The organism is Bacillus sp. SRB3LM (assembly GCF_015712745.1).
In the GTDB taxonomy this organism is placed as follows: domain Bacteria; phylum Bacillota; class Bacilli; order Bacillales; family Bacillaceae_G; genus Bacillus_A; species Bacillus_A thuringiensis_K.
This window is the reverse complement of record NZ_VWVQ01000007.1, coordinates 277,973-296,548: the sequence shown is the minus strand read 5'-3', so window position 1 is coordinate 296,548 and position 18,576 is coordinate 277,973. Positions and strand designations below refer to the sequence as shown.

The window sequence follows — 18,576 nt, the reverse complement described above, 5'->3', positions numbered from 1 at the left end:
GTGTGACAAATAAAGGGAAACATGTACAAGTTGATTTGATAATAATGATTTAAATGTCTAGATAAGGGGATGGATTATGATTGAATTAGAAATGAGGGTAGAACGTCTTAGGAAAGAAAAAATAGAGGACATTGTAGCGTTATCTTCTTATATTGGGTGGGATTATAACAGGGAAGAAATTGAGACTATTTTTAGCTCAGGTATTGTATACGGTGTGTGGAATGAGAGGGAGGAACTCATTGCTAGTGCGGCAATAATATTATATGAAGAGAAATTAGCATCTATCGGAATGGTCATTGTACATCCGAATTATAAGGGACGCGGGATTGGAAAGACGATAACGAATGCATGCATGAAGAGCGTATTGGCTCAAACTGCCATTATGCTTATTGCTACAGATGAGGGGGAATTTTTATATGAAAAATTAGGATTTAGAGCAGTAAGCTATGTTTCTAAATACATATGTAACTCGTACAATGTGAATGATTATTGTATAGAAAATGAAGATTATATAATGAATTATCAAGAGTGTGATTTAGAAGAACTAATAAAATTAGATGAATATGCGTTTGGAACAAATAGAAAAGAGTTTTTAACGAAAAGAATTATGCAAAGTGAACAGTGTATCGTTGTAAAGGATAAGGAACAACATGTACTAGCATATGGTTTAAGCGTACAAACACCAGAAAATAAAATAATAGGACCAGTCGTTGCTAAAAATGATGAAATGGCGATGCGAATTGTACATTATTTAGCAAGTGAACATCATGGTAAATTAAGAATTGATGTACCAGAGGGGAAAAACGATTTTATGAATGAATTAGAGGCTGTTGGCTTTCAAAAGGTTAATACACCACCAATTATGATGAAAAATAGCGATCAATTATTAAAAAGGAATAATGAGTTATATAGCATTGCAGCGCAAATTTTTGGATAAAAAAGAATCCTTCTGAATGAAGGATTCTTTTTCGTTAATCACGATATTGATCATGAATAGGTACAAAAAGGTCTTCCTCGACATCCCTAACAACTGAAAAATGATCCACATTATAATGTCCATGTAGAATTTTATTATGATGAGCAATAATTTGCTCTGCAGATAATACGTTAGAATCAGTTGTGGAATGACCATTTTTAATTAATGTAACGTCACATCCTTGTACAGTCGCAGTTCTAACTGCGGTGTCGATACAATGCTCTGTTTTACATCCACCGATAACGATATGACCAATCTTCTCTTCTTTTAAAAGTTCAAGTAAAGAAGTGCCATAGAATGCGTTCGTTGCTGCTTTATTAATAAGGATTGCAGACTGAGGTACTTGAATTTCATTATGTACTTCAAATCCCTCACCGCTACCAGAAGCAACATCGATATCTCTTACGAAAACAATAAGGGCATTTGCATCGATTGCTTTCTGCACAGCTGTATTTAGTGTGGATAGTAACTCGGTTTTACGAAAAACTGCATTTTCTTTTTCATTTCCATCCATTAACTCTTGTTGCGCATCAATAATTAATAGTGCTTGTTTCATTTTATATCCCTATCCCCTTTAATATAAAATAAGTTACCAGTTACATATTCTTTTATATTGTAAGGAAATCCTCTATCGTCTACTTCGGATAGATTTACAAAGTTGTCATATAAATTTCATTCTCATAGCTTGTAAAAACATGTATGATAGGAGATGGAGAATTTTTGAGTAGGTGGGAATAGCATGCAAACAGTAGAAGATTATCTTTCATTCTTACATACGAAAGGATTTAAACTATCAGAGGAAGCACAAGGGTTTATTATGTTCGGACAAGGATATACGGGTGCATCTGATGGAATTGTGAACGCGGCAATAGAAGCGACAATTAAACATCAGTTACAGTTTGATGGGAGTTATTTTGTTGCGTTATTAGAACGATTGAAAGAAGAAGAGATTACAGATAAAAAAAGCGCTAAGGCTTTTATGCGGAAGTTACAAGCGTAACTTCACGCAGCCTGCGCTTCTTTTTTTGTTTTGGAAGGTAATTCAACAAACACCATGCCTAGGAAAATACAGAGGCATCCGATAATAGCGGAAATAGAAAGTTGTTCGTTTGCAACGAGAACGCCTGTTAAGGCAGCGAAAACGGGCTCCATTGCGAAAATAATGGCTACTCTCGTTGGAGACGTATGTTTTTGCGCTGATGTTTGAATGAAAAAAGCAATGGATGTTGCGAATAGAGAAGTTAGAAATAGGGCGAATAAAAAGGAAGAATTCGTCCATAGTGCTGCTGAAAGTAATTTTTCCCAATCTTCAAACAAAAAGGCGCAAATAGAAGAAAACATACCGACAGCTAACACTTGCGACGTACTTAACAATAAAGGTGATATTTTCTTAGAGAAGAAGCCATTAACAAGAATATGAGCAGCGAAAGCAACCGCGCAACCGAGAACGAGTATATCTCCAATGTTTAATTGAAATGAATCACCAGCTGTTAATAAGTATAAACCTGCTGTTGCTACAGCAATGCCCATTACGATAAAAATAGTAGCTTTTTGTTTTAAAAAGATAAAAGACAAAATAGGTACCATAACGATACTAAGCCCTGTTAAGAATCCTGCTTTTGAAGAAGTTGTATAAAGTAAGCCGAATGTTTGTAACACATAGCCAACACATAAAAAGAATCCAACGATTAATCCAGCAAAGCTACTCTGTTTTATATCTTGTTTTGAAGTTTTTTTTGCGAAAATCATTTGAACGAATAATAAAATAATTCCGGCGAATAAAAAGCGAATACCATTAAAAGTAAATGGACCAACGAAAGACATAGCATTTTGAACGACAACAAACGTAGCTCCCCAAATAAAAGAGACAAATAATAAAGCAAGAGGAGCAATCCAATCTTTTTTCACACTCATACCTCCGTTAATTTTGTAAGATAGCCTTTCTAGCTAACTCATCAGCAACTTTATTTTGACTACTTGGAATCCACTTAATAAAAAAGAGGTCGAAATTTTTTATGTACTGCAGTGCTTCTTCTAATAAAGGTGCAAACATTTTATTTTTTGCGTATTCTTTTTCGACAGCTCGCTCGACAAGTTGCGAATCTGTACGAAAAGAGACAATGTTATAATTATGCTCCGTGCAATATTTTAATGCCGCAAGTAAAGCGTGGTATTCTGCTTCATGATTGGACATTGTCCCGAGGGGTAATGATAATTGTACAGCTGGTTGAACCCCTTTAATAAATACTCCCGCACCAGAAGGACCAGGATTTCCTTTTGATGCACCATCAATATATACTTCAATCAAAATGAGAAACCTCCAAATGATAAGGTGATCCCCTACTTATATGTTTCTTTGAAGTAGGGGATAGAGTAATTAGCCGATTGTAATGCTATAACGACATGTAAATGTTTCATTCGCTTGTAAAGATTGAATTCCTTTTTTTTCCTTGAAATCTTTTGCTGGAGTTACTTCATCGGCAATTCCGTACCAAGGTTCAATACATAAGAAAGGTGCATTCTCGCCTGGTGTCCATACGCCGACAAATGGGAATCCGTCAAATTCTACTTTTACAAATTTATTATGTTTATGAGAACGAATAGAGATTTCATCCGTGTTCATATTTTCAAAAATAAGTGCATCATTTTTAAATAAATCGTATGTAAGTGGTAATTCATTCGTATTTTCAGCGATTAATTGTTTTTTGCTTGAAAGGTAAGGTCCTTCTAATACGCTTGTTTCTATGCGTTCAGAACCATTAAAGGATAAATGATAATCTGTAAATGATTCGCCATCTAATAACGGGAAGTTGAAACCAGGATGTGCTCCGATTGAGAAGAACATCTCTTTTGAAGAAGGATTATTTACTTCATATGTTACATGAACACTTTGTCCGTCTAGCTCATAAGAAACGAGTAATTCGAATTCGTATGGGTATTTTTTTAATGTTTCTTCATTACTAGTAACAATATAAGTGATTTTCGTTTCACTTTGTTCTTTTACAGAGAATGTAAGATCACGAGCGAAACCGTGTTGTGTTAATGAATATGGTTTACCGTCTACGTAGTATGTATTATCTACTAATCGGCCGACAATTGGAAATAAAATTGGTGCGCGGCGCCCCCAATAAGTAGAATCGCCTTGCCATAAGTATTCAGTGTTATCTTCTTTTAAGCGAACGCTTTGTAATTCTGCACCTTTGTCAGAAATGGAAACGATCACTTTTTCATTTTGAATTGTTGCTGTCATGAAGTGAAACCTCCTAAAACTTTCATATGTTTTATTATACGTTGTCTAAAAGAAAAAAGGTAGTTCACGATAGGAATCTATTGACGAAAGAGGGGCTACCACGTAAAATATAATCTTGTTGCTAAAAAAACGAATAACGTGGTTCGAAACCATCCCACGTAAAAAAACTAAGGAGATTTTGTCATGAATATTAGAACTTTAGTCGGTAATGGTATTTTAGCGGCATTATATATTGCTGTTTCTATGCTTATTCAGCCATTTGGCTTTACGAATGTACAGTTTCGTATTTCAGAGATGTTTAATCATCTTGTTGTATTTAATAAGAAAGCAATTTACGGAATTATATTAGGTGTATTTTTAACGAATCTCTTTTTCTCACCTATGATCGCTTACGATTTAGTATTTGGAGTAGGGCAATCTATTCTTGCATTAGTTGCAACGATTATTTCTATGCGATTTATTAAAGGTGTTTGGGCTCGTATGATTTTTAATACAGTTATCTTTACAATTACAATGTTTATGATTGCAATTGAACTTCATCTTGCATTGGGTTTACCATTTATGTTGTCTTGGTTGACATGTGCAGTTGGTGAATTTGTTGTCATGGCGATTGGTATGCCTGTAATGTACTGGATTAACAAGCGAGTACAATTTGAAAGATTTATGCAATAGATGAAAGAGTTATTCCTATAGGGATAGCTCTTTTTGTATGTAATCACATTGAATATAATGCTGTGACTATTGATACAATATAATAAAATAAAGTGAGGCTTTCATTAGCTGGCTACATATAAGAAGTCTTATATAAGGGGAATCTAGTATGAAATATAAAATTCATTGGTTGTATAAAACAAAGCGCGGTTTGCAGACGGAATTAACGACAGATTATATGAACATAGAAGAAGTACTTCAATTTGCAGAGGATTTTGAGAAAACGGGTAGGGTGAAAGAACTACTATTTTACGATGAAATGGATGCCGAATGGTCATTAAAGGAAATGAAAAAGCTGAGTAAACAAGTGGAGGAAGAGCCTCAAGAAATACACGTTTATTTTGATGGGGGGTATGATGTACAAACGAAAGAGGCTGGCGTTGGTATATGTGTGTATTATAAAAAAGGAAATACAAACTACCGCATTCGCCGCAATGCATATATAGAAGGTATATATGATAATAATGAAGCGGAATATGCATCATTATTATACGGTATGAATATACTCGAGGAACTAGGGATTAAGTATGAAGCAGTTACACTTCGCGGAGACTCACAAGTGGTACTGCAGCAATTAGCCGGAGAATGGCCTTGTTATGATGAACATTTAAATCATTATTTAGATCAAATTGAACAAAAGGCGAAGCAAATGAAATTAAAACTTGTATGTGAGCCGATATCTAGAAAACAAAATAAAGAAGCACATCAATTAGCTACGCAAGCATTAGAAGGAACAGTTATTGATAGTCATAAAGAAATAACCGAATAGAGAGGTGCAAAGGTGGATAAAAAGCAACTCATTACAGAGGTAAATGACTTATTAGAAACGTATTGTGAAGGGTGTTTTTTGCGAGAACATAATCGAAAGACGAATAGTAAGTATTACGCTCATTCATTTTGTATCAGGCAATGTACAGTTGGAGAAACGTTGAAAAAGTATGGAGAACAGCTGTCATGAAAAAACATCCAGAGAAAATTCTCTGGATGTTTTTTAGTGCTTCGCTTCATTTAATTGATGCTCGCATTGACTTAATTTTTTTTCCTCATTCATCAGAAACGGCTCATCTAAATCTGTTGCAACAGACTTCATAATTTCAAGCTGAGAGCGAGCGGCTTCTACAGCAGTAGTAGCATGCTCTAATGTATCTGGATCCATTGAAATTGTTGCTGATCCTACCATTTTTTGTGCTGTTTCTACACGGAATTTCACTTCTTCAAAATCATTTACTTCTGATCCCATTAATAATTCCTCCTTTGTATAGTGCGCATTTCACATAGTTTTTGCTCTGTAAAACGGAAATATACAAAGGAATAACAAAGGAGGTTACCAAGTAAGGTAACCTCCTGTTATATGTTGGATTAAAGTTTTACTACGTTAGCAGCTTGAGGTCCGCGGTTACCTTCAGTAATATCGAAAGATACTTCTTGACCTTCTTCTAAAGCTTTGTAGCCGTCTCCTTGAATAGCAGAGAAATGTACGAATACATCGTCAGCGCCTTCCATTTCGATAAATCCAAAACCTTTTTCGTTGTTAAACCATTTTACTTTTCCTTGCATGTTACAATTCCTCCTAAAAGCGTTTACTATTTTCATTTAGTGAAATTCATTTAAAAAAATAATATAAACTAAAAATGCTATATTCTTGAATATTCTGCTAAATGATTAATTTAAATATACACGAATTGGGAGAATTTAGTCAAGTAAGCGATTTTATTTTTTTGTATTTTTAAATAATTTTTCAGTCAAATTTTTAAATAGGTATAGGACAGACCGAGTATGTAATATTCTTAATTGAATGCTATACATAATGAGGTGAAAGAATGAATAAGTCTTACTTATTAGACAATGAAGGAATGAGAACGAGAACCGATATACCGGATTGGGTTGCAAAAGAATTTGAGATTTTTTCAAGTGTCGTGTTAGAACCAACTTTTCCATGTTATTTCGGTTTAACAGCTTTGAAAAAGAATGAACTTCGTTATTCATTTCTTTCTCATAATGATTGGAGTCATTTGCCACATACAATGTTATCTTTTTTAGAGTTAATGAAAGAGAGGCCGATTGTAAGAAGGGGCTTTTTCCTTTTTGTAGAACCGGAATGTGAAGAACAATCACTCGAATATTACCGTGATTCCTTTTGGAAAGTGTTACAGTATTTACATGAAAACGATAATCAAGCATGGCCAAAGCAAATTCCTGAAGATCCAGACCATTATTTATGGGAATTTTCATTTGGTGGTGAGCCAATATTCGCATTTGGAAATGCGCCAGCTTATAAAAAACGAAAAACTAGATATTTAGGGAATTCACTCGTTATTGGGTTTCAGCCACGCACTATTTTTGATGGATTAGAGGGAGATCATCCTAAAGGAGCATATTCAAGACAAATGGTCCGTGAGCGAGTTGAAAAGTGGGATCAATTGCCGAAACATCCTAACATTAGTCATTATGGTGACCCAGAGCATCGCGAATGGAAACAATATTTCATAGGAGACGATGTAGAGCTAATAAAAGGGAAATGTCCTTTTCTTCATAGGATAGAAAAGTAAGAGCCATCACCTAGATGGTTCTTTTGTATATTTTGGATAAAAAAGGGTATTTTATTATGAAAGCTAGTCTATTTTTTTAATTACATCATTAACTAGTAGTAAAGAGAGTAGAAAGGATAGAGCGATGTTTGGAGCAATTATACAGCAAATCGTATTAGGTATATCATTGGCTGCGCCAGTAGGGCCAATTAATATTGAAATGTTAAAACGAGGAATCGAACGTGGGTTTTGGCACGCTTGGGTTGTTGGAATTGGCGGAATGACTGCAGATGTTTTATTTATGCTTCTCATTTATTTCGGTTTATCTTCTGTGTTTATGTATACATATGTACAAGCCTTCATGTATTGCACGGGTTTTTTCTTGTTATTTTATTTAGGATTTCAAAGTGTAAAACAAGGAATTTTCCACTCGAATATGGAATATAAAAAAGAAGAGGTAGGTGGCCTTAAGCAATCGTTTATGGCAGGATTTTTAATTGCGATATCCAATCCATTAAATCTTGTTTTTTGGTTTGGTATATACGGAAGTACACTTAGCTCATTACTTACGAAGGTAACGAAACAAGAAGCTTTTTTATACAGTCTTTGCATTATTGCTGGTATTATTTTATGGAATTTAAATATTGCTTTTTCTGTACATTTTGGAAGAACTTTATTAAAACCAAAAGCGCTTGGCTACATAACAGCCGGAGCAGGTATTATTTTAGTATGTTACTCTATACATTTTGCATACAAAGCTTTACAGTTGTTCACATAAGATTGAAGGGGAGATTTTTATGTATCGAACCACTATTGAAGGAAAAGAAATTATAATTACGTTAGCGCCAAAAATCCGAAAAGAAATTACTGATAGAGATCCACTATATGAAACGGTATTTCATAATGCAGCAAGATTGTTACAAACAAAGCAACCGACGTTTGCAGTAAATCATGAAATATTGGGGCTTATTATTGGAGAAGTGCAAAGAGGAGAAGTAACAGTGTTTGCAGTGGAACATATTATTCCGAAGCAAAATATATTTGGACCAAACAATTTTTTCTCGACAATAGAACAGCAGGCAAATTTGTAAAGTGAATAGAATAAGAATAGAAAAGAAATAGTCGTAACGATATGTTGCGGCTGTTTTTTTGGAAAAGGGGGAAACAAGATGAAGAAAGTGGGGAAAGAGTTCTTTTTACAACATGATATCGTTATTATGTATAGCATTCTATTTATTTTCATTATTATTTTAAAAATGCAATTTTTTACGTGGTTTGGTATGTTAGCATGTATGGTTGGGATTGCTTTCTATACACTTAATGAATATATGACACATCGTTTTTTATTCCATATAAAGCCACCTAAAAACACATTTCTATTAAAAATGTTAAGAAGATTGCATTATGATCACCACGTATATCCAGATGATTTAAAACTTTTGTTTTTACCTGTTTGGTTTAGTATACCTAGTTTTACTATATATTTGCTTATAGCATATGGTATTACAAAAAGTGTTACTATTACACTTTCATTTGGAATCGGAATGATTATTATGCTACTCGTTTACGAATGGAAACATTATATTGCCCATAGACCGATTCGTCCCGTCACTAAGTTTGGAAGATGGTTAAAAAAACAACATATATTACACCATTATAAAAACGAAAAGTTTTGGTTCGGTGTTTCAAATCCAGTATTCGATTTTATATTTGGAACACTTAAAGACGGAAAAGAGGTTGAGTTAAGCGAAACAGCTCGTAATTTAGAAAAGGAAAAAAAGACAAAAGTAGTGCGTTAAGCACTGCTTTTGTCTTAATGAGGAAAAAATAAGTAAGGTGTCACTTTATGTTGAAAAAGTATATTAAAAATTTAGGGGAAATTGCCGAAAAATGTCTATCAAAAAATCTTTGCATGAATGCACGGATTGTCTACAATAAGTATAAGTTTCTGAATATTTATAAAATTTAGTCTTTAGGTATGCAAGGGGGAAGTGCATTTCAAGTAAGAGAGGGGATCGGTTAATGAAACGAGATGATACGTCAGCACGTAAGTTGCAAAATGAGGTGAATTATACAGAGGTTGTTCAGTCAGAAGAATTTCAATTGCTATTAAATACGAAAAAGAAGTTCATCGTTCCAATGAGTATTTTCTTTTTAAGTTTTTTTATTGCGTTACCTATATTAACATCGTATTCAAAGGTACTCAATACACCGGCATTCGGTGATGTTACGTGGGCATGGGTATTTGCATTTGCTCAATTTATTATGACGTGGTCATTATGTATGATTTACAGCAAAAAAGCGGAATCCTTTGATAAAATCTCACAAAACATTCTGCAAGATATGCAAAAAGGGAGGGGATGACTTTGAATGTAACCGCTTTTGCACTATTTTTAATCATCGTACTTGGTACACTCGTCATAACTTATTTTGCATCGAAGAAAACGAAAAATGCGAGTGAGTTTTATACGGCTGGAGGGGGATTAACTGGTTGGCAAAATGGTCTGGCTATTGCGGGAGATTATATGTCTGCTGCGTCCTTTCTTGGTATAGCTGGGGCGATCGCGTTAACTGGGTTTGATGGGTTCTTTTATAGCATCGGTTTTTTAGTTGCATACTTAGTTGTATTATACTTAGTTGCAGAGCCGCTTCGAAATTTAGGAAAGTACACGTTAGCAGATATGATTGCAGCGCGTTTTGATGCGAAAAAAGTTCGCGGAGTTGCAGCGCTTAATACGATGACGATTTCGATTTTTTATATGATTGCACAATTAGTTGGGGCTGGTGCACTTATTAAATTATTATTAGGAATCGAATATACGACATCTGTTTTAATCGTTGGTACATTAATGACAGTGTACGTTATTTTTGGCGGAATGACTGCGACGAGCTGGGTTCAAATTGTAAAGGCTGTATTACTTATGGCTGGTACATTTATTATTTCTGTTATCGTTTTCGCAAAATTTAATTTTAGTGTGACTGAAATGTTCGCACAAATGAAGACAGCTACACCGTTAAAAGACTCGTTTTTAAACCCAGGAGTAAAGTATAAAGATGGCCTTGATACGCTATCTTTAAATTTAGGACTAGTTCTTGGTACAGCTGGATTACCACATATTCTTGTTCGCTTCTTTACAGTTCGTGATGCAAAAACAGCACGTCAATCTGTAGTATACGCGACGTGGTTAATTGGCGCATTTTATATTATGACAATTTTCTTAGGATTTGGGGCAGCGGCATTTGTAGGGAATGAGGCAATTATTAAAGCAAATCCTGCTGGTAATATGGCAGCACCTTTATTAGCGAAAGCGTTAGGTGGAGATTTCTTATTTGCTTTCGTATCAGCCATTGCTTTTGCAACGATTTTAGCTGTAGTGGCAGGCCTTGTATTAACAGCAGCGTCAGCCTTTGCACATGATTTTTATAATGAAATTATTCGCAAGGGGAAATCAACGGAAAAAGAGCAAGTTTCAATGGCTCGCTATGCGTCTATTGGAGTAGCGGTATTATCCATTATACTAGCGTTATTTGCTCAAACATTGAACGTAGCATTTTTAGTTTCATTAGCATTTGCAGTTGCAGCGAGTGCAAACTTACCAGTTATATTATTCACAATATATTGGAAGCGTTTCAATACAGCGGGTGCCATCTCTGGTATGATTGTTGGTCTCGTATCAGCTATTGTTCTCGTAGCGTTAAGTCCGAATGTTTGGAATCCTGTAGCTGGAAAAGCTATATTTGTTGGAGAAGCGATATTCCCATATACGACACCTGGAATTATTTCGATCCCGCTCGGATTCCTTGCAGCGTATTTAGGGACCATTTTATCTAGTAAGAAAGAAGATGCGGCGAAGTTTGATGAAATTCTTGTGAAATCTAATACTGGTCATGGTATTAGTGATGCGTCTTCACATTAAAAAAGAGGGGCTTTTCGATAATAAGAAAAGCTCCTTTTTCTTTTGTCATTTTATTGTAAATAATACTGCTTTGTAAGTAGGATTTGTCTTAATTTTGTGGAATGAAAATAAGCAGGGAGAAATTTAAATCATCATGGCACCAGCGCAGCTTTTGTGAAAAATAAGTTGTTATGGAAGGTGGAAGAAATGATGAAAACGAAACAGACTGATGAATTATTAGCAAAAGATGAGCAATATGTTTGGCACGGAATGCGTCCCTTTAGTCCAAATAATACAATGGTAGGGGCAAAAGCAGAAGGGTGCTGGGTTGAAGATATACAAGGGAAAAGATATTTAGATGGTATGAGTGGTCTTTGGTGTGTGAATAGTGGATACGGCAGAAAAGAGCTCGCAGAGGCAGCTTATAAGCAATTACAAACATTATCATACTTTCCGATGTCACAATCGCATGAACCGGCTATAAAGCTTGCAGAAAAATTAAATGAGTGGCTTGGAGGAGAGTATGTTATTTTCTTCTCTAATAGTGGTTCGGAAGCGAACGAAACAGCTTTTAAAATAGCAAGGCAATACTATGCGCAAAAAGGTGAAGCACATCGTTATAAATTTATGTCACGTTACCGCGGGTATCATGGAAATACAATGGCAACGATGGCAGCGACGGGACAAGCACAGCGTAGATATCAATATGAGCCATTTGCTTCAGGCTTTTTACATGTAACGCCGCCAGATTGCTATCGTATGCCTGGAATAGAAAGAGAGAACATTTATGATGTAGAATGTGTGAAAGAAGTAGATCGCGTTATGACATGGGAATTAAGTGAAACGATTGCAGCTTTTATTATGGAACCAATTATTACGGGTGGAGGCATTTTAATGCCACCACAAGACTATATGAAAGCTGTTCATGAGACGTGTCAAAAACACGGTGCCTTGCTCATAAGCGATGAAGTGATTTGTGGTTTCGGACGTACAGGAAAAGCATTTGGATTTATGAATTATGATGTGAAGCCAGATATCATTATGATGGCAAAAGGGATTACGAGCGCATATTTACCGTTATCAGCAACAGCTGTGAAAAAAGAAATATATGAAGCATTTAAAGGGAAGGGAGAATATGAATTCTTCCGTCATATTAATACATTTGGTGGAAATCCAGCGGCTTGTGCATTAGCACTTAAAAACTTAGAAATTATAGAAAATGAAAATTTAGTTGAGCGCTCTGCACAAATGGGCTCGCTTTTATTAGAGCAATTAAAAGAAGAAATTGGAGAGCATCCACTTGTTGGGGATATTAGAGGAAAAGGTTTACTAGTTGGAATTGAGCTAGTAAATGATAAAGAGACGAAAGAGCCAATTGATAACGACAAAATTGCAAGTGTTGTAAATGCTTGTAAAGAAAAAGGGTTAATTATAGGGCGAAACGGTATGACAACAGCAGGATACAATAACGTCTTAACATTAGCACCACCGCTTGTTATTTCGAGTGAAGAAATCGCTTTTGTTGTTGGAACGTTGAAGACAGCGATGGAACGCATTTAATGAATGAAGCGAGCTGTAGATTACAGCTCGCTTTTGTTTAGTAGGAGGAGTTTTTTATGGAGAAATATGATCCTAGTCAACATTATCACATCGGATATTATGAAGATGGATATGATTTGGAAGTGACAGCGTACAAAAGAATAAATGAACCAGTTTGGGATGCTTATATTCCGCACTATGAGGCAGACGGTTTTTATAAGAAAGTGGAGGAAATGAAACTAGGCGAATATATAGATGATTATGGCATTAAGGTGTATTCATTTAGTAATGATATCGATGATGAAGAAGCTCGAACTATTTTTGAAAAATGGTTAAAAAAGCACGAGATTGTTTAAAGATAAAACAAAAAGGAGATTGCTATTTTATAAGATAGCAATCTCCTTTTATTATAGTAAACTTATTTACTTGCTTTCATTCATTGCTTTATCTTTAGCACCAAAAGTGTATTTTAACATTGGTGGTGTAATCATTGTAGTTAAAATAACGACAATAACGATTGCTGTAAAGTAATCTTGTGCTAATAGACCTGAAGAGAGTCCTGTTCCTGCGATGATAAGTGCAACTTCACCACGAGAAACCATACCAGAACCGATAATTGCAGAAGACTTTGCATCAAATCCAGTCATGCTTGCACCAACACCACAACCAATTAGTTTTGTTAATACAGCGATTACTGTTAATGCTAGGATGAACCAAATTTGATTGCCAATACCGTCAAATGTAATATTCATACCGATACTAACGAAGAATACTGGAACGAACATAGCGTAAGCAATTGGTTCTACTTTCTTTTCTACTTCATGTTTGTAGTTTGTTTGAGAAATTGCAATACCAGCAGCGAAAGCACCAATAATACCAGCAATTCCTAATAATTCGCCGAAATATGCGAATGAGAAACAGATGATAAGAGCTGCGCTCACGATAGACTCAGATACGCGTAGTGGTGATAACCAACGCATGATCGCTGGTACACCTTTCCATCCAATTAAAATAATAGAAGCGAAGAATACTACTTTCTTCAAGATAATCATTGTTAAGTTAACATCATCAGTGCCTAAGAAGCTCATTGCGAATGCTAATAAAATAACAACAAGAATATCATCAAATACAGCGGCTCCAAGCATCGTCGTACTCTCACGTGTTTTCATTTTACCTAAATCACGAAGTGTTTGAACGGAAATACTAACACTTGTCGCGCACAGAAGTAACCCTAAGAATACAGCGTTTCCTTGTTCCATTCCCATAACAAGACCGGAAACGTAACCACCTACGAATGGAAGAATGATACCCCCGAGTGCAACTGCTAAAGAAGAATTGCGATTTGCGTTTAATTCATCTAAGTCTGTTTCAAGTCCTGCCATAAACATTAAAAGAATAACACCGACATTACTTAATTGTGTTAGAAGCTCTGAATTTTCAATCCAACCTAATATAGCTGGGCCGATAACGATACCGACAATTAATTTACCTAGCACAGAAGGTTGACCTAATCTAACACTAAGATCACCAGCAAGTTTTGTACTTAATAAAATAAGTGCAATTTGAAAGAAAAATTCGAATTCCATCTGATCCTCTCCTCGTCATTTTTAGTTTTATCATACGATTTCTCGGAATTTGCCTAATGAAAATATGTAAAACCCATTAAACAAAAAGGGTCTGATTACAAGTTCTTTTGAACTCGTAATTTGAACATGTAATTAATATATAATAAAATTTATTAAAAATCAATGAAAAAATAGCAGATTTTCATGATGGAATTTGATTTAGGTATGAAGGGAATGGCTATATAATAAGAAGAAATAAGGCAACATTTTTAATGAATTGGAGAAGGAAACATGTTATTAAATAAACGTTTTACAATTGGAGAAATGGCAAAAATGCATAATATCGCAGAATCTACATTAAGGTATTATGATGAAAAAGGAATTTTTCATCCGTCCATTGTTGATCCTCAAACGAATTATCGTTATTATACAATCGATCAATTTTCACTGTTAGATACGATTAAATTTTTACGCCAGTTAAATATTCCGTTAAAGGAAATTAAGAAATATATTGATGAAAGAAATCCAGCATACGCACTCAATTTACTGGAAAAACAACAAGAGATGATGCTGAAGAAACAAAGAGAAATTGAGTATGCTTTGGCGAAAATGGAGCATAGAATTCATTTAATTAAGGAAGCAACAAAAGCAAAAGCTGAACAAATGGTAATAAAAGAGATCCCGCAGCGAAAAATAACAGCTATTGCGGTTGCCCCGAATACGACGGATGATATGTTTGAGTACTACATTCATTCGTTGCAAAAAAATATGAGGCAAATGGATGATAGCTTATTTTCTGGAGATATTGGTGTAACTGTTGCGAAAAAAGGGTTAATGCAAAATGAGTTTCAAGCATATAGCAGTGTATTTATTCTTTTGGATTATATGCCGTATGAAGTGCATACTTCAGATGAAATTAAAGAAGGTTTATATGCTTGTTCTTATCATCATGGACCGTATGAAGAAACAGATGCAACGTACAAGGAGTTACTTACATACATTGATAAAGAAGGTTACGAAGTACATGGAGATTCGATTGAGATTGGATTGATTGATTGGTCTGTAACAGAAGATCCTGAGGAGCAAGTAACAGAAATTCAAATTCCTATAATGAAAAAACAAAGCAATAAGTTATAGGACTCGTATAATTACAAATGAGCATCAAACGCGATAATTAAGTCACCTATTTTTTAATTCTCTATTGACCTTAAAGTTACTTGAAGGTTTAAACTAAGAAAAGAGAGTTGAAAAAAAGGAGCATATTAGAGTATGGAAGCAACAGAAAAATTAAGAGAAAAACCAATTAAAAGTTTATTTATTTCTTATTTAATACCAGCCGTCCTCGGAATGGTATTAATGTCAGTGAATATTGTAATTGATGCGGTTATGATTAGTAGAGGAGTTGGGGCGAACGGTTTAGCAGGAGTGAACGTGGCTATTCCAGCCTTTTCGATTTTCTTCTCTATTTCATTATGGATTGGAATGGGCGGGGCAACGTTATATTCCATTGCATTAGGTGAAAATAAACGAGAGAGAGCGAGGTCTATTTTTACTCAATCAATGACGGTAGCAGTTGTTATCGTAGGTGTTTTAGCAGCGATTTGCTTATGGAGAATAGAAGATTTAGCATACTTATTTGGTGCAAATGAAGTAATTTTACCATATGCGTTAGACTATTTACACGTATTATTAACATTTGGAATGATATACGTTTTAGAAAATATTTTAAGTACATTTATACGAAATGATGGAAATCCTAATTTAGCAATGGCTGGTCTTGTTGTAACGGCTGTATTAAATATAGTGTTTGACTATATCTTTATTTTTATCTTTGGATGGGGCGTAACAGGTGCTGCCTCAGCGACTATTCTTTCGGCAGCGATTGGTTTCCTTGTATTATTAACCCATTTCTTTAGAAAAAGTAGTATTTTAAAGTGGACGAAATTTCATTTTGAATGGGATACTGTCAAACAAATTATGGTGATTGGTTTCCCAAGTTTTACAGCAGAAAGTACGGTTGCAATCGTAACGATTGGTTTTAATATCGCATTTGTCCAATATGCAGGAGAAGTAGGAGTAGCTTCCTATGCGATGGTGAATAGTATTCATGCAATGACATTACTATTATTCTTTGGTGTTGGAGCAGCATTACAGCCAATTGCTAGTTTCCATTACGGGGCAAATTTATCAGAGAGACTTCGTGAAGGATTGAAGTTTGCTGTGAAAATTGCTGTTGTCCTCGGAGGCTTTGCGATAATTGTCGGATTATTCTTTGGGAAATATATCATTGGTTTATTTGATGTTCAATCTCCAGAATTATTGGAGTTAACCTTAACAGGTATTAGTTTATTCTTTATCCAATACGTATTTTTAGGTTATAACATTGTGTATGGAGAGTACTTCCAATCAGTGCGACAAACGAAGAAATCAGTACTTATTATAATGAGCCGAGGATTACTATTTATTATTCCATTGTTATGGATTATGCCGAAATTATTTGGTATAAATGGAATTTGGCTCGTTATGCCAGTTGCAGAAGTAATGACAGCGGTTATCGTATTTACGATGAATCGTATGAAACATCCTGTGCCATTAAATATGGCAGGAGAGAAAGAAGCGATATGATGAAGAAAATCCCCTTAAGCAATTAAGGGGATTTTCTTATTCCTTTAAACTAATCGCAAAAGATCCATCCGTTTCTTGAACAGAAGCAAAGGCAACGTTTTTAATATTTGTAATTCCTTTTTCTTTTAATTCTTTATATAACCATTTTTCATCTTTATGTATTAACTTTAAGTTATCATATTGAATTTGTGAATCGACGATAAGTGCAATTGGTAATCCAGCATACTTAACTTCTATGTTTAAATCTTTTGGAGTTAATGGTACAAGTTCTCTTTTTGGTAAAATACTAATAGCGCCGTTCGCTTCTAAAATAGCGTATTCAATTTCATGAACACTTGGATATCCTGCAACGCGAAGATTAGAAAGCAATTCTGCAATGGGGTATCTACTTTTTTGTAAGTTCTCAAAAATAATATCACCATGTTTAATTAAAATGATAGGGTGTCCGAGAATAAAACGATTTAGTTTGTTGAATAGGCTTAATTTTGTAAGGAGTAAATGTAAACATGTGATAACAACCATACCGAGAAATGCTTGTAAAGCACCAGAGACGGGTATGGCCTGGAAAGCTAAATAAGATAAAAAAATTATAGCCCCAAAATCATGAGGAGTTAGTTGTGCTAACGCGGATTTACCGAGTAACTTAAGCGATAGTAAAAATAAGATGAAAAAGAACGACACGTTACATAAAAAGAGAAGCAATAGAGACACTCCTTCGTGTAAAGTTGTACTTACTATTCCCGAAAGTAATATAAATATTACCTTTCAGAGGATAAATTAGGGTTTATTGGAATTTGTCTGTATACAAACAAATAAATGGATATTATCATGAAGGAAGTAAAAGAAAATAGGAGTATATGAATATGAGAAAGAAGAAAATAATGAAGGGCATTTTAGGTGTTATAATGATTTGCGCCGTGTATGCGGGGTTTTTACAATATCACATTTATAAGCATGGGCATATGAATGCAACCTACGATGCTGATTACATAATTGTACTAGGATCGAAAGTAAATGGGACGAAACCATCTTATTCATTGCAATATCGTATTGATAAAGCAGCTGAATATTTAAAATCACATGAGAAAACAATCGCTATCGTATCTGGAGGACAAGGAAAAGGTGAAGACATTTCAGAAGCATTAGCAATGAAACAAGGATTAATAAAACAAAACATCGTAGAAGACCGCATTATAATGGAGGACAAATCTACGAGTACAGATGAGAATATTACATTCTCAAAACCGTTAATTCCAGCCGATATGAAAAAAGGTATGATCGTAACAAACGATTTTCACATGTTTAGAGCGAAAAAAATAGCGGCCAAACAAGGTTTACAATTAGAAGGTCTTCCGGCAAAAACACCGAAACCAATCATCATTCCATCGAATGTACGAGAATATTTAGCAATTACACAGTATTGGTTTATGAATCGAATATAGTGAAAGTGATCCCGTCTGAAACTCAGACGGGATTTAGTTTGAGG

At 34.8% G+C, this 18,576-nt stretch carries 24 protein-coding genes and 1 riboswitch; of the genes, 16 read left to right on the top strand and 8 right to left on the bottom strand.

Features of this window, described 5'->3' with window-relative positions; genetic code table 11:
• Positions 1–76: 76 nt before the first annotated feature.
• Entirely contained in the window at positions 77–937 is an 861-nt protein-coding gene (locus F3I02_RS06180) for a GNAT family N-acetyltransferase (protein ID WP_061883949.1), read from the top strand.
• A 34-nt stretch (positions 938–971) separates the two neighbouring features.
• Here the strand turns inward: F3I02_RS06180 and F3I02_RS06175 are convergent, their stop codons facing one another.
• The gene (locus F3I02_RS06175) at positions 972–1,532 is read right to left on the bottom strand and encodes a cysteine hydrolase family protein (protein ID WP_000806331.1); all 561 of its coding nucleotides are present in this window, start codon (positions 1,530–1,532) and stop codon (positions 972–974) included.
• Positions 1,533–1,715: 183 nt separating this feature from the next.
• Between F3I02_RS06175 and F3I02_RS06170 the strand changes: the two genes are divergently transcribed.
• Entirely contained in the window at positions 1,716–1,976 is a 261-nt protein-coding gene (locus F3I02_RS06170) for a DUF6123 family protein (RefSeq protein ID WP_001195212.1), read from the top strand.
• A 2-nt stretch (positions 1,977–1,978) separates the two neighbouring features.
• Here F3I02_RS06170 and F3I02_RS06165 read toward each other — a convergent pair whose 3' ends face one another.
• The 3 genes from F3I02_RS06165 to F3I02_RS06155 form a co-directional block, all read right to left on the bottom strand.
• Positions 1,979–2,884, bottom strand: coding sequence for a DMT family transporter (locus F3I02_RS06165; protein ID WP_000711148.1), 906 nt, complete (start codon positions 2,882–2,884; stop codon positions 1,979–1,981).
• A 13-nt stretch (positions 2,885–2,897) separates the two neighbouring features.
• Positions 2,898–3,284 (bottom strand): reverse transcriptase-like protein, encoded by a 387-nt coding sequence (locus F3I02_RS06160; protein ID WP_000573872.1) that lies wholly within the window; start codon positions 3,282–3,284, stop codon positions 2,898–2,900.
• A 69-nt stretch (positions 3,285–3,353) separates the two neighbouring features.
• Complete coding sequence (locus tag F3I02_RS06155) at positions 3,354–4,226, bottom strand: aldose 1-epimerase family protein (RefSeq protein ID WP_000127414.1); 873 nt, start codon at positions 4,224–4,226, stop codon at positions 3,354–3,356.
• 132 nt (positions 4,227–4,358) lie between these two features.
• Positions 4,359–4,403, top strand: a riboswitch (PreQ1 riboswitch).
• Between the two features lie 6 nt (positions 4,404–4,409).
• Here F3I02_RS06155 and F3I02_RS06150 point away from each other — a divergent pair.
• The 3 genes from F3I02_RS06150 to F3I02_RS06140 all read left to right on the top strand — a co-directional run bounded on the left by F3I02_RS06150 (position 4,410) and on the right by F3I02_RS06140 (position 5,895).
• The gene (locus tag F3I02_RS06150; protein WP_131249690.1) at positions 4,410–4,898 is read left to right on the top strand and encodes a QueT transporter family protein; all 489 of its coding nucleotides are present in this window, start codon (positions 4,410–4,412) and stop codon (positions 4,896–4,898) included.
• Between the two features lie 148 nt (positions 4,899–5,046).
• A complete protein-coding gene (locus F3I02_RS06145; RefSeq protein ID WP_000875543.1) occupies positions 5,047–5,706 on the top strand; it encodes a ribonuclease H family protein in 660 nt (219 codons plus the stop codon).
• Positions 5,707–5,718: 12 nt separating this feature from the next.
• The gene (locus F3I02_RS06140) at positions 5,719–5,895 is read left to right on the top strand and encodes a zinc-finger domain-containing protein (protein ID WP_000358801.1); all 177 of its coding nucleotides are present in this window, start codon (positions 5,719–5,721) and stop codon (positions 5,893–5,895) included.
• A gap of 33 nt (positions 5,896–5,928) precedes the next feature.
• Here F3I02_RS06140 and F3I02_RS06135 read toward each other — a convergent pair whose 3' ends face one another.
• Together F3I02_RS06135 and cspB are read right to left on the bottom strand one after the other, a co-directional pair.
• Complete coding sequence (locus tag F3I02_RS06135) at positions 5,929–6,177, bottom strand: DUF2564 family protein (protein ID WP_000534396.1); 249 nt, start codon at positions 6,175–6,177, stop codon at positions 5,929–5,931.
• 119 nt (positions 6,178–6,296) lie between these two features.
• Complete coding sequence (gene cspB / locus F3I02_RS06130; protein ID WP_001161731.1) at positions 6,297–6,494, bottom strand: cold shock-like protein CspB; 198 nt, start codon at positions 6,492–6,494, stop codon at positions 6,297–6,299.
• 263 nt (positions 6,495–6,757) lie between these two features.
• On the opposite strand from cspB, the gene F3I02_RS06125 reads away from it, so the two are divergent.
• The 8 genes from F3I02_RS06125 to F3I02_RS06090 all read left to right on the top strand — a co-directional run bounded on the left by F3I02_RS06125 (position 6,758) and on the right by F3I02_RS06090 (position 13,256).
• Positions 6,758–7,486, top strand: coding sequence for a YqcI/YcgG family protein (locus F3I02_RS06125; protein ID WP_001043773.1), 729 nt, complete (start codon positions 6,758–6,760; stop codon positions 7,484–7,486).
• 124 nt (positions 7,487–7,610) lie between these two features.
• On the top strand, positions 7,611–8,243 hold the full coding sequence (locus tag F3I02_RS06120) for a LysE family transporter (RefSeq protein ID WP_000466565.1): 633 nt from the start codon (positions 7,611–7,613) through the stop codon (positions 8,241–8,243).
• 19 nt (positions 8,244–8,262) lie between these two features.
• Entirely contained in the window at positions 8,263–8,556 is a 294-nt protein-coding gene (locus F3I02_RS06115) for a hypothetical protein (RefSeq protein WP_000286382.1), read from the top strand.
• A 78-nt stretch (positions 8,557–8,634) separates the two neighbouring features.
• On the top strand, positions 8,635–9,264 hold the full coding sequence (locus tag F3I02_RS06110) for a sterol desaturase family protein (protein ID WP_000755399.1): 630 nt from the start codon (positions 8,635–8,637) through the stop codon (positions 9,262–9,264).
• Positions 9,265–9,487: 223 nt separating this feature from the next.
• Positions 9,488–9,829 carry a DUF485 domain-containing protein gene (locus F3I02_RS06105; RefSeq protein WP_000817376.1) on the top strand — a complete coding sequence of 114 codons (342 nt, stop codon included), beginning with the start codon at positions 9,488–9,490 and terminating at the stop codon, positions 9,827–9,829.
• A gap of 2 nt (positions 9,830–9,831) precedes the next feature.
• Positions 9,832–11,382 carry a solute symporter family protein gene (locus tag F3I02_RS06100; protein ID WP_001103249.1) on the top strand — a complete coding sequence of 517 codons (1,551 nt, stop codon included), beginning with the start codon at positions 9,832–9,834 and terminating at the stop codon, positions 11,380–11,382.
• Between the two features lie 189 nt (positions 11,383–11,571).
• Positions 11,572–12,921 (top strand): aspartate aminotransferase family protein, encoded by a 1,350-nt coding sequence (locus tag F3I02_RS06095; protein WP_196477754.1) that lies wholly within the window; start codon positions 11,572–11,574, stop codon positions 12,919–12,921.
• Positions 12,922–12,977: 56 nt separating this feature from the next.
• Entirely contained in the window at positions 12,978–13,256 is a 279-nt protein-coding gene (locus tag F3I02_RS06090; protein ID WP_000417077.1) for a DUF3986 family protein, read from the top strand.
• Positions 13,257–13,322: 66 nt separating this feature from the next.
• Here the strand turns inward: F3I02_RS06090 and F3I02_RS06085 are convergent, their stop codons facing one another.
• Positions 13,323–14,486, bottom strand: coding sequence for a cation:proton antiporter (locus F3I02_RS06085; RefSeq protein WP_196477753.1), 1,164 nt, complete (start codon positions 14,484–14,486; stop codon positions 13,323–13,325).
• 270 nt (positions 14,487–14,756) lie between these two features.
• Between F3I02_RS06085 and F3I02_RS06080 the strand changes: the two genes are divergently transcribed.
• Entirely contained in the window at positions 14,757–15,602 is an 846-nt protein-coding gene (locus F3I02_RS06080) for a MerR family transcriptional regulator (RefSeq protein WP_000925915.1), read from the top strand.
• A gap of 132 nt (positions 15,603–15,734) precedes the next feature.
• Complete coding sequence (locus F3I02_RS06075; protein ID WP_000388398.1) at positions 15,735–17,090, top strand: MATE family efflux transporter; 1,356 nt, start codon at positions 15,735–15,737, stop codon at positions 17,088–17,090.
• 36 nt (positions 17,091–17,126) lie between these two features.
• On the opposite strand, the gene F3I02_RS06070 is transcribed toward F3I02_RS06075, so the two are convergent.
• Positions 17,127–17,792, bottom strand: a complete 666-nt coding sequence (locus F3I02_RS06070) for a DUF421 domain-containing protein (protein WP_000923924.1) — start codon at positions 17,790–17,792, stop codon at positions 17,127–17,129.
• 161 nt (positions 17,793–17,953) lie between these two features.
• Here F3I02_RS06070 and F3I02_RS06065 point away from each other — a divergent pair, with 161 nt between their 5' ends.
• Positions 17,954–18,532, top strand: coding sequence for a YdcF family protein (locus tag F3I02_RS06065; RefSeq protein ID WP_001227672.1), 579 nt, complete (start codon positions 17,954–17,956; stop codon positions 18,530–18,532).
• Positions 18,533–18,576 lie beyond the last annotated feature (44 nt).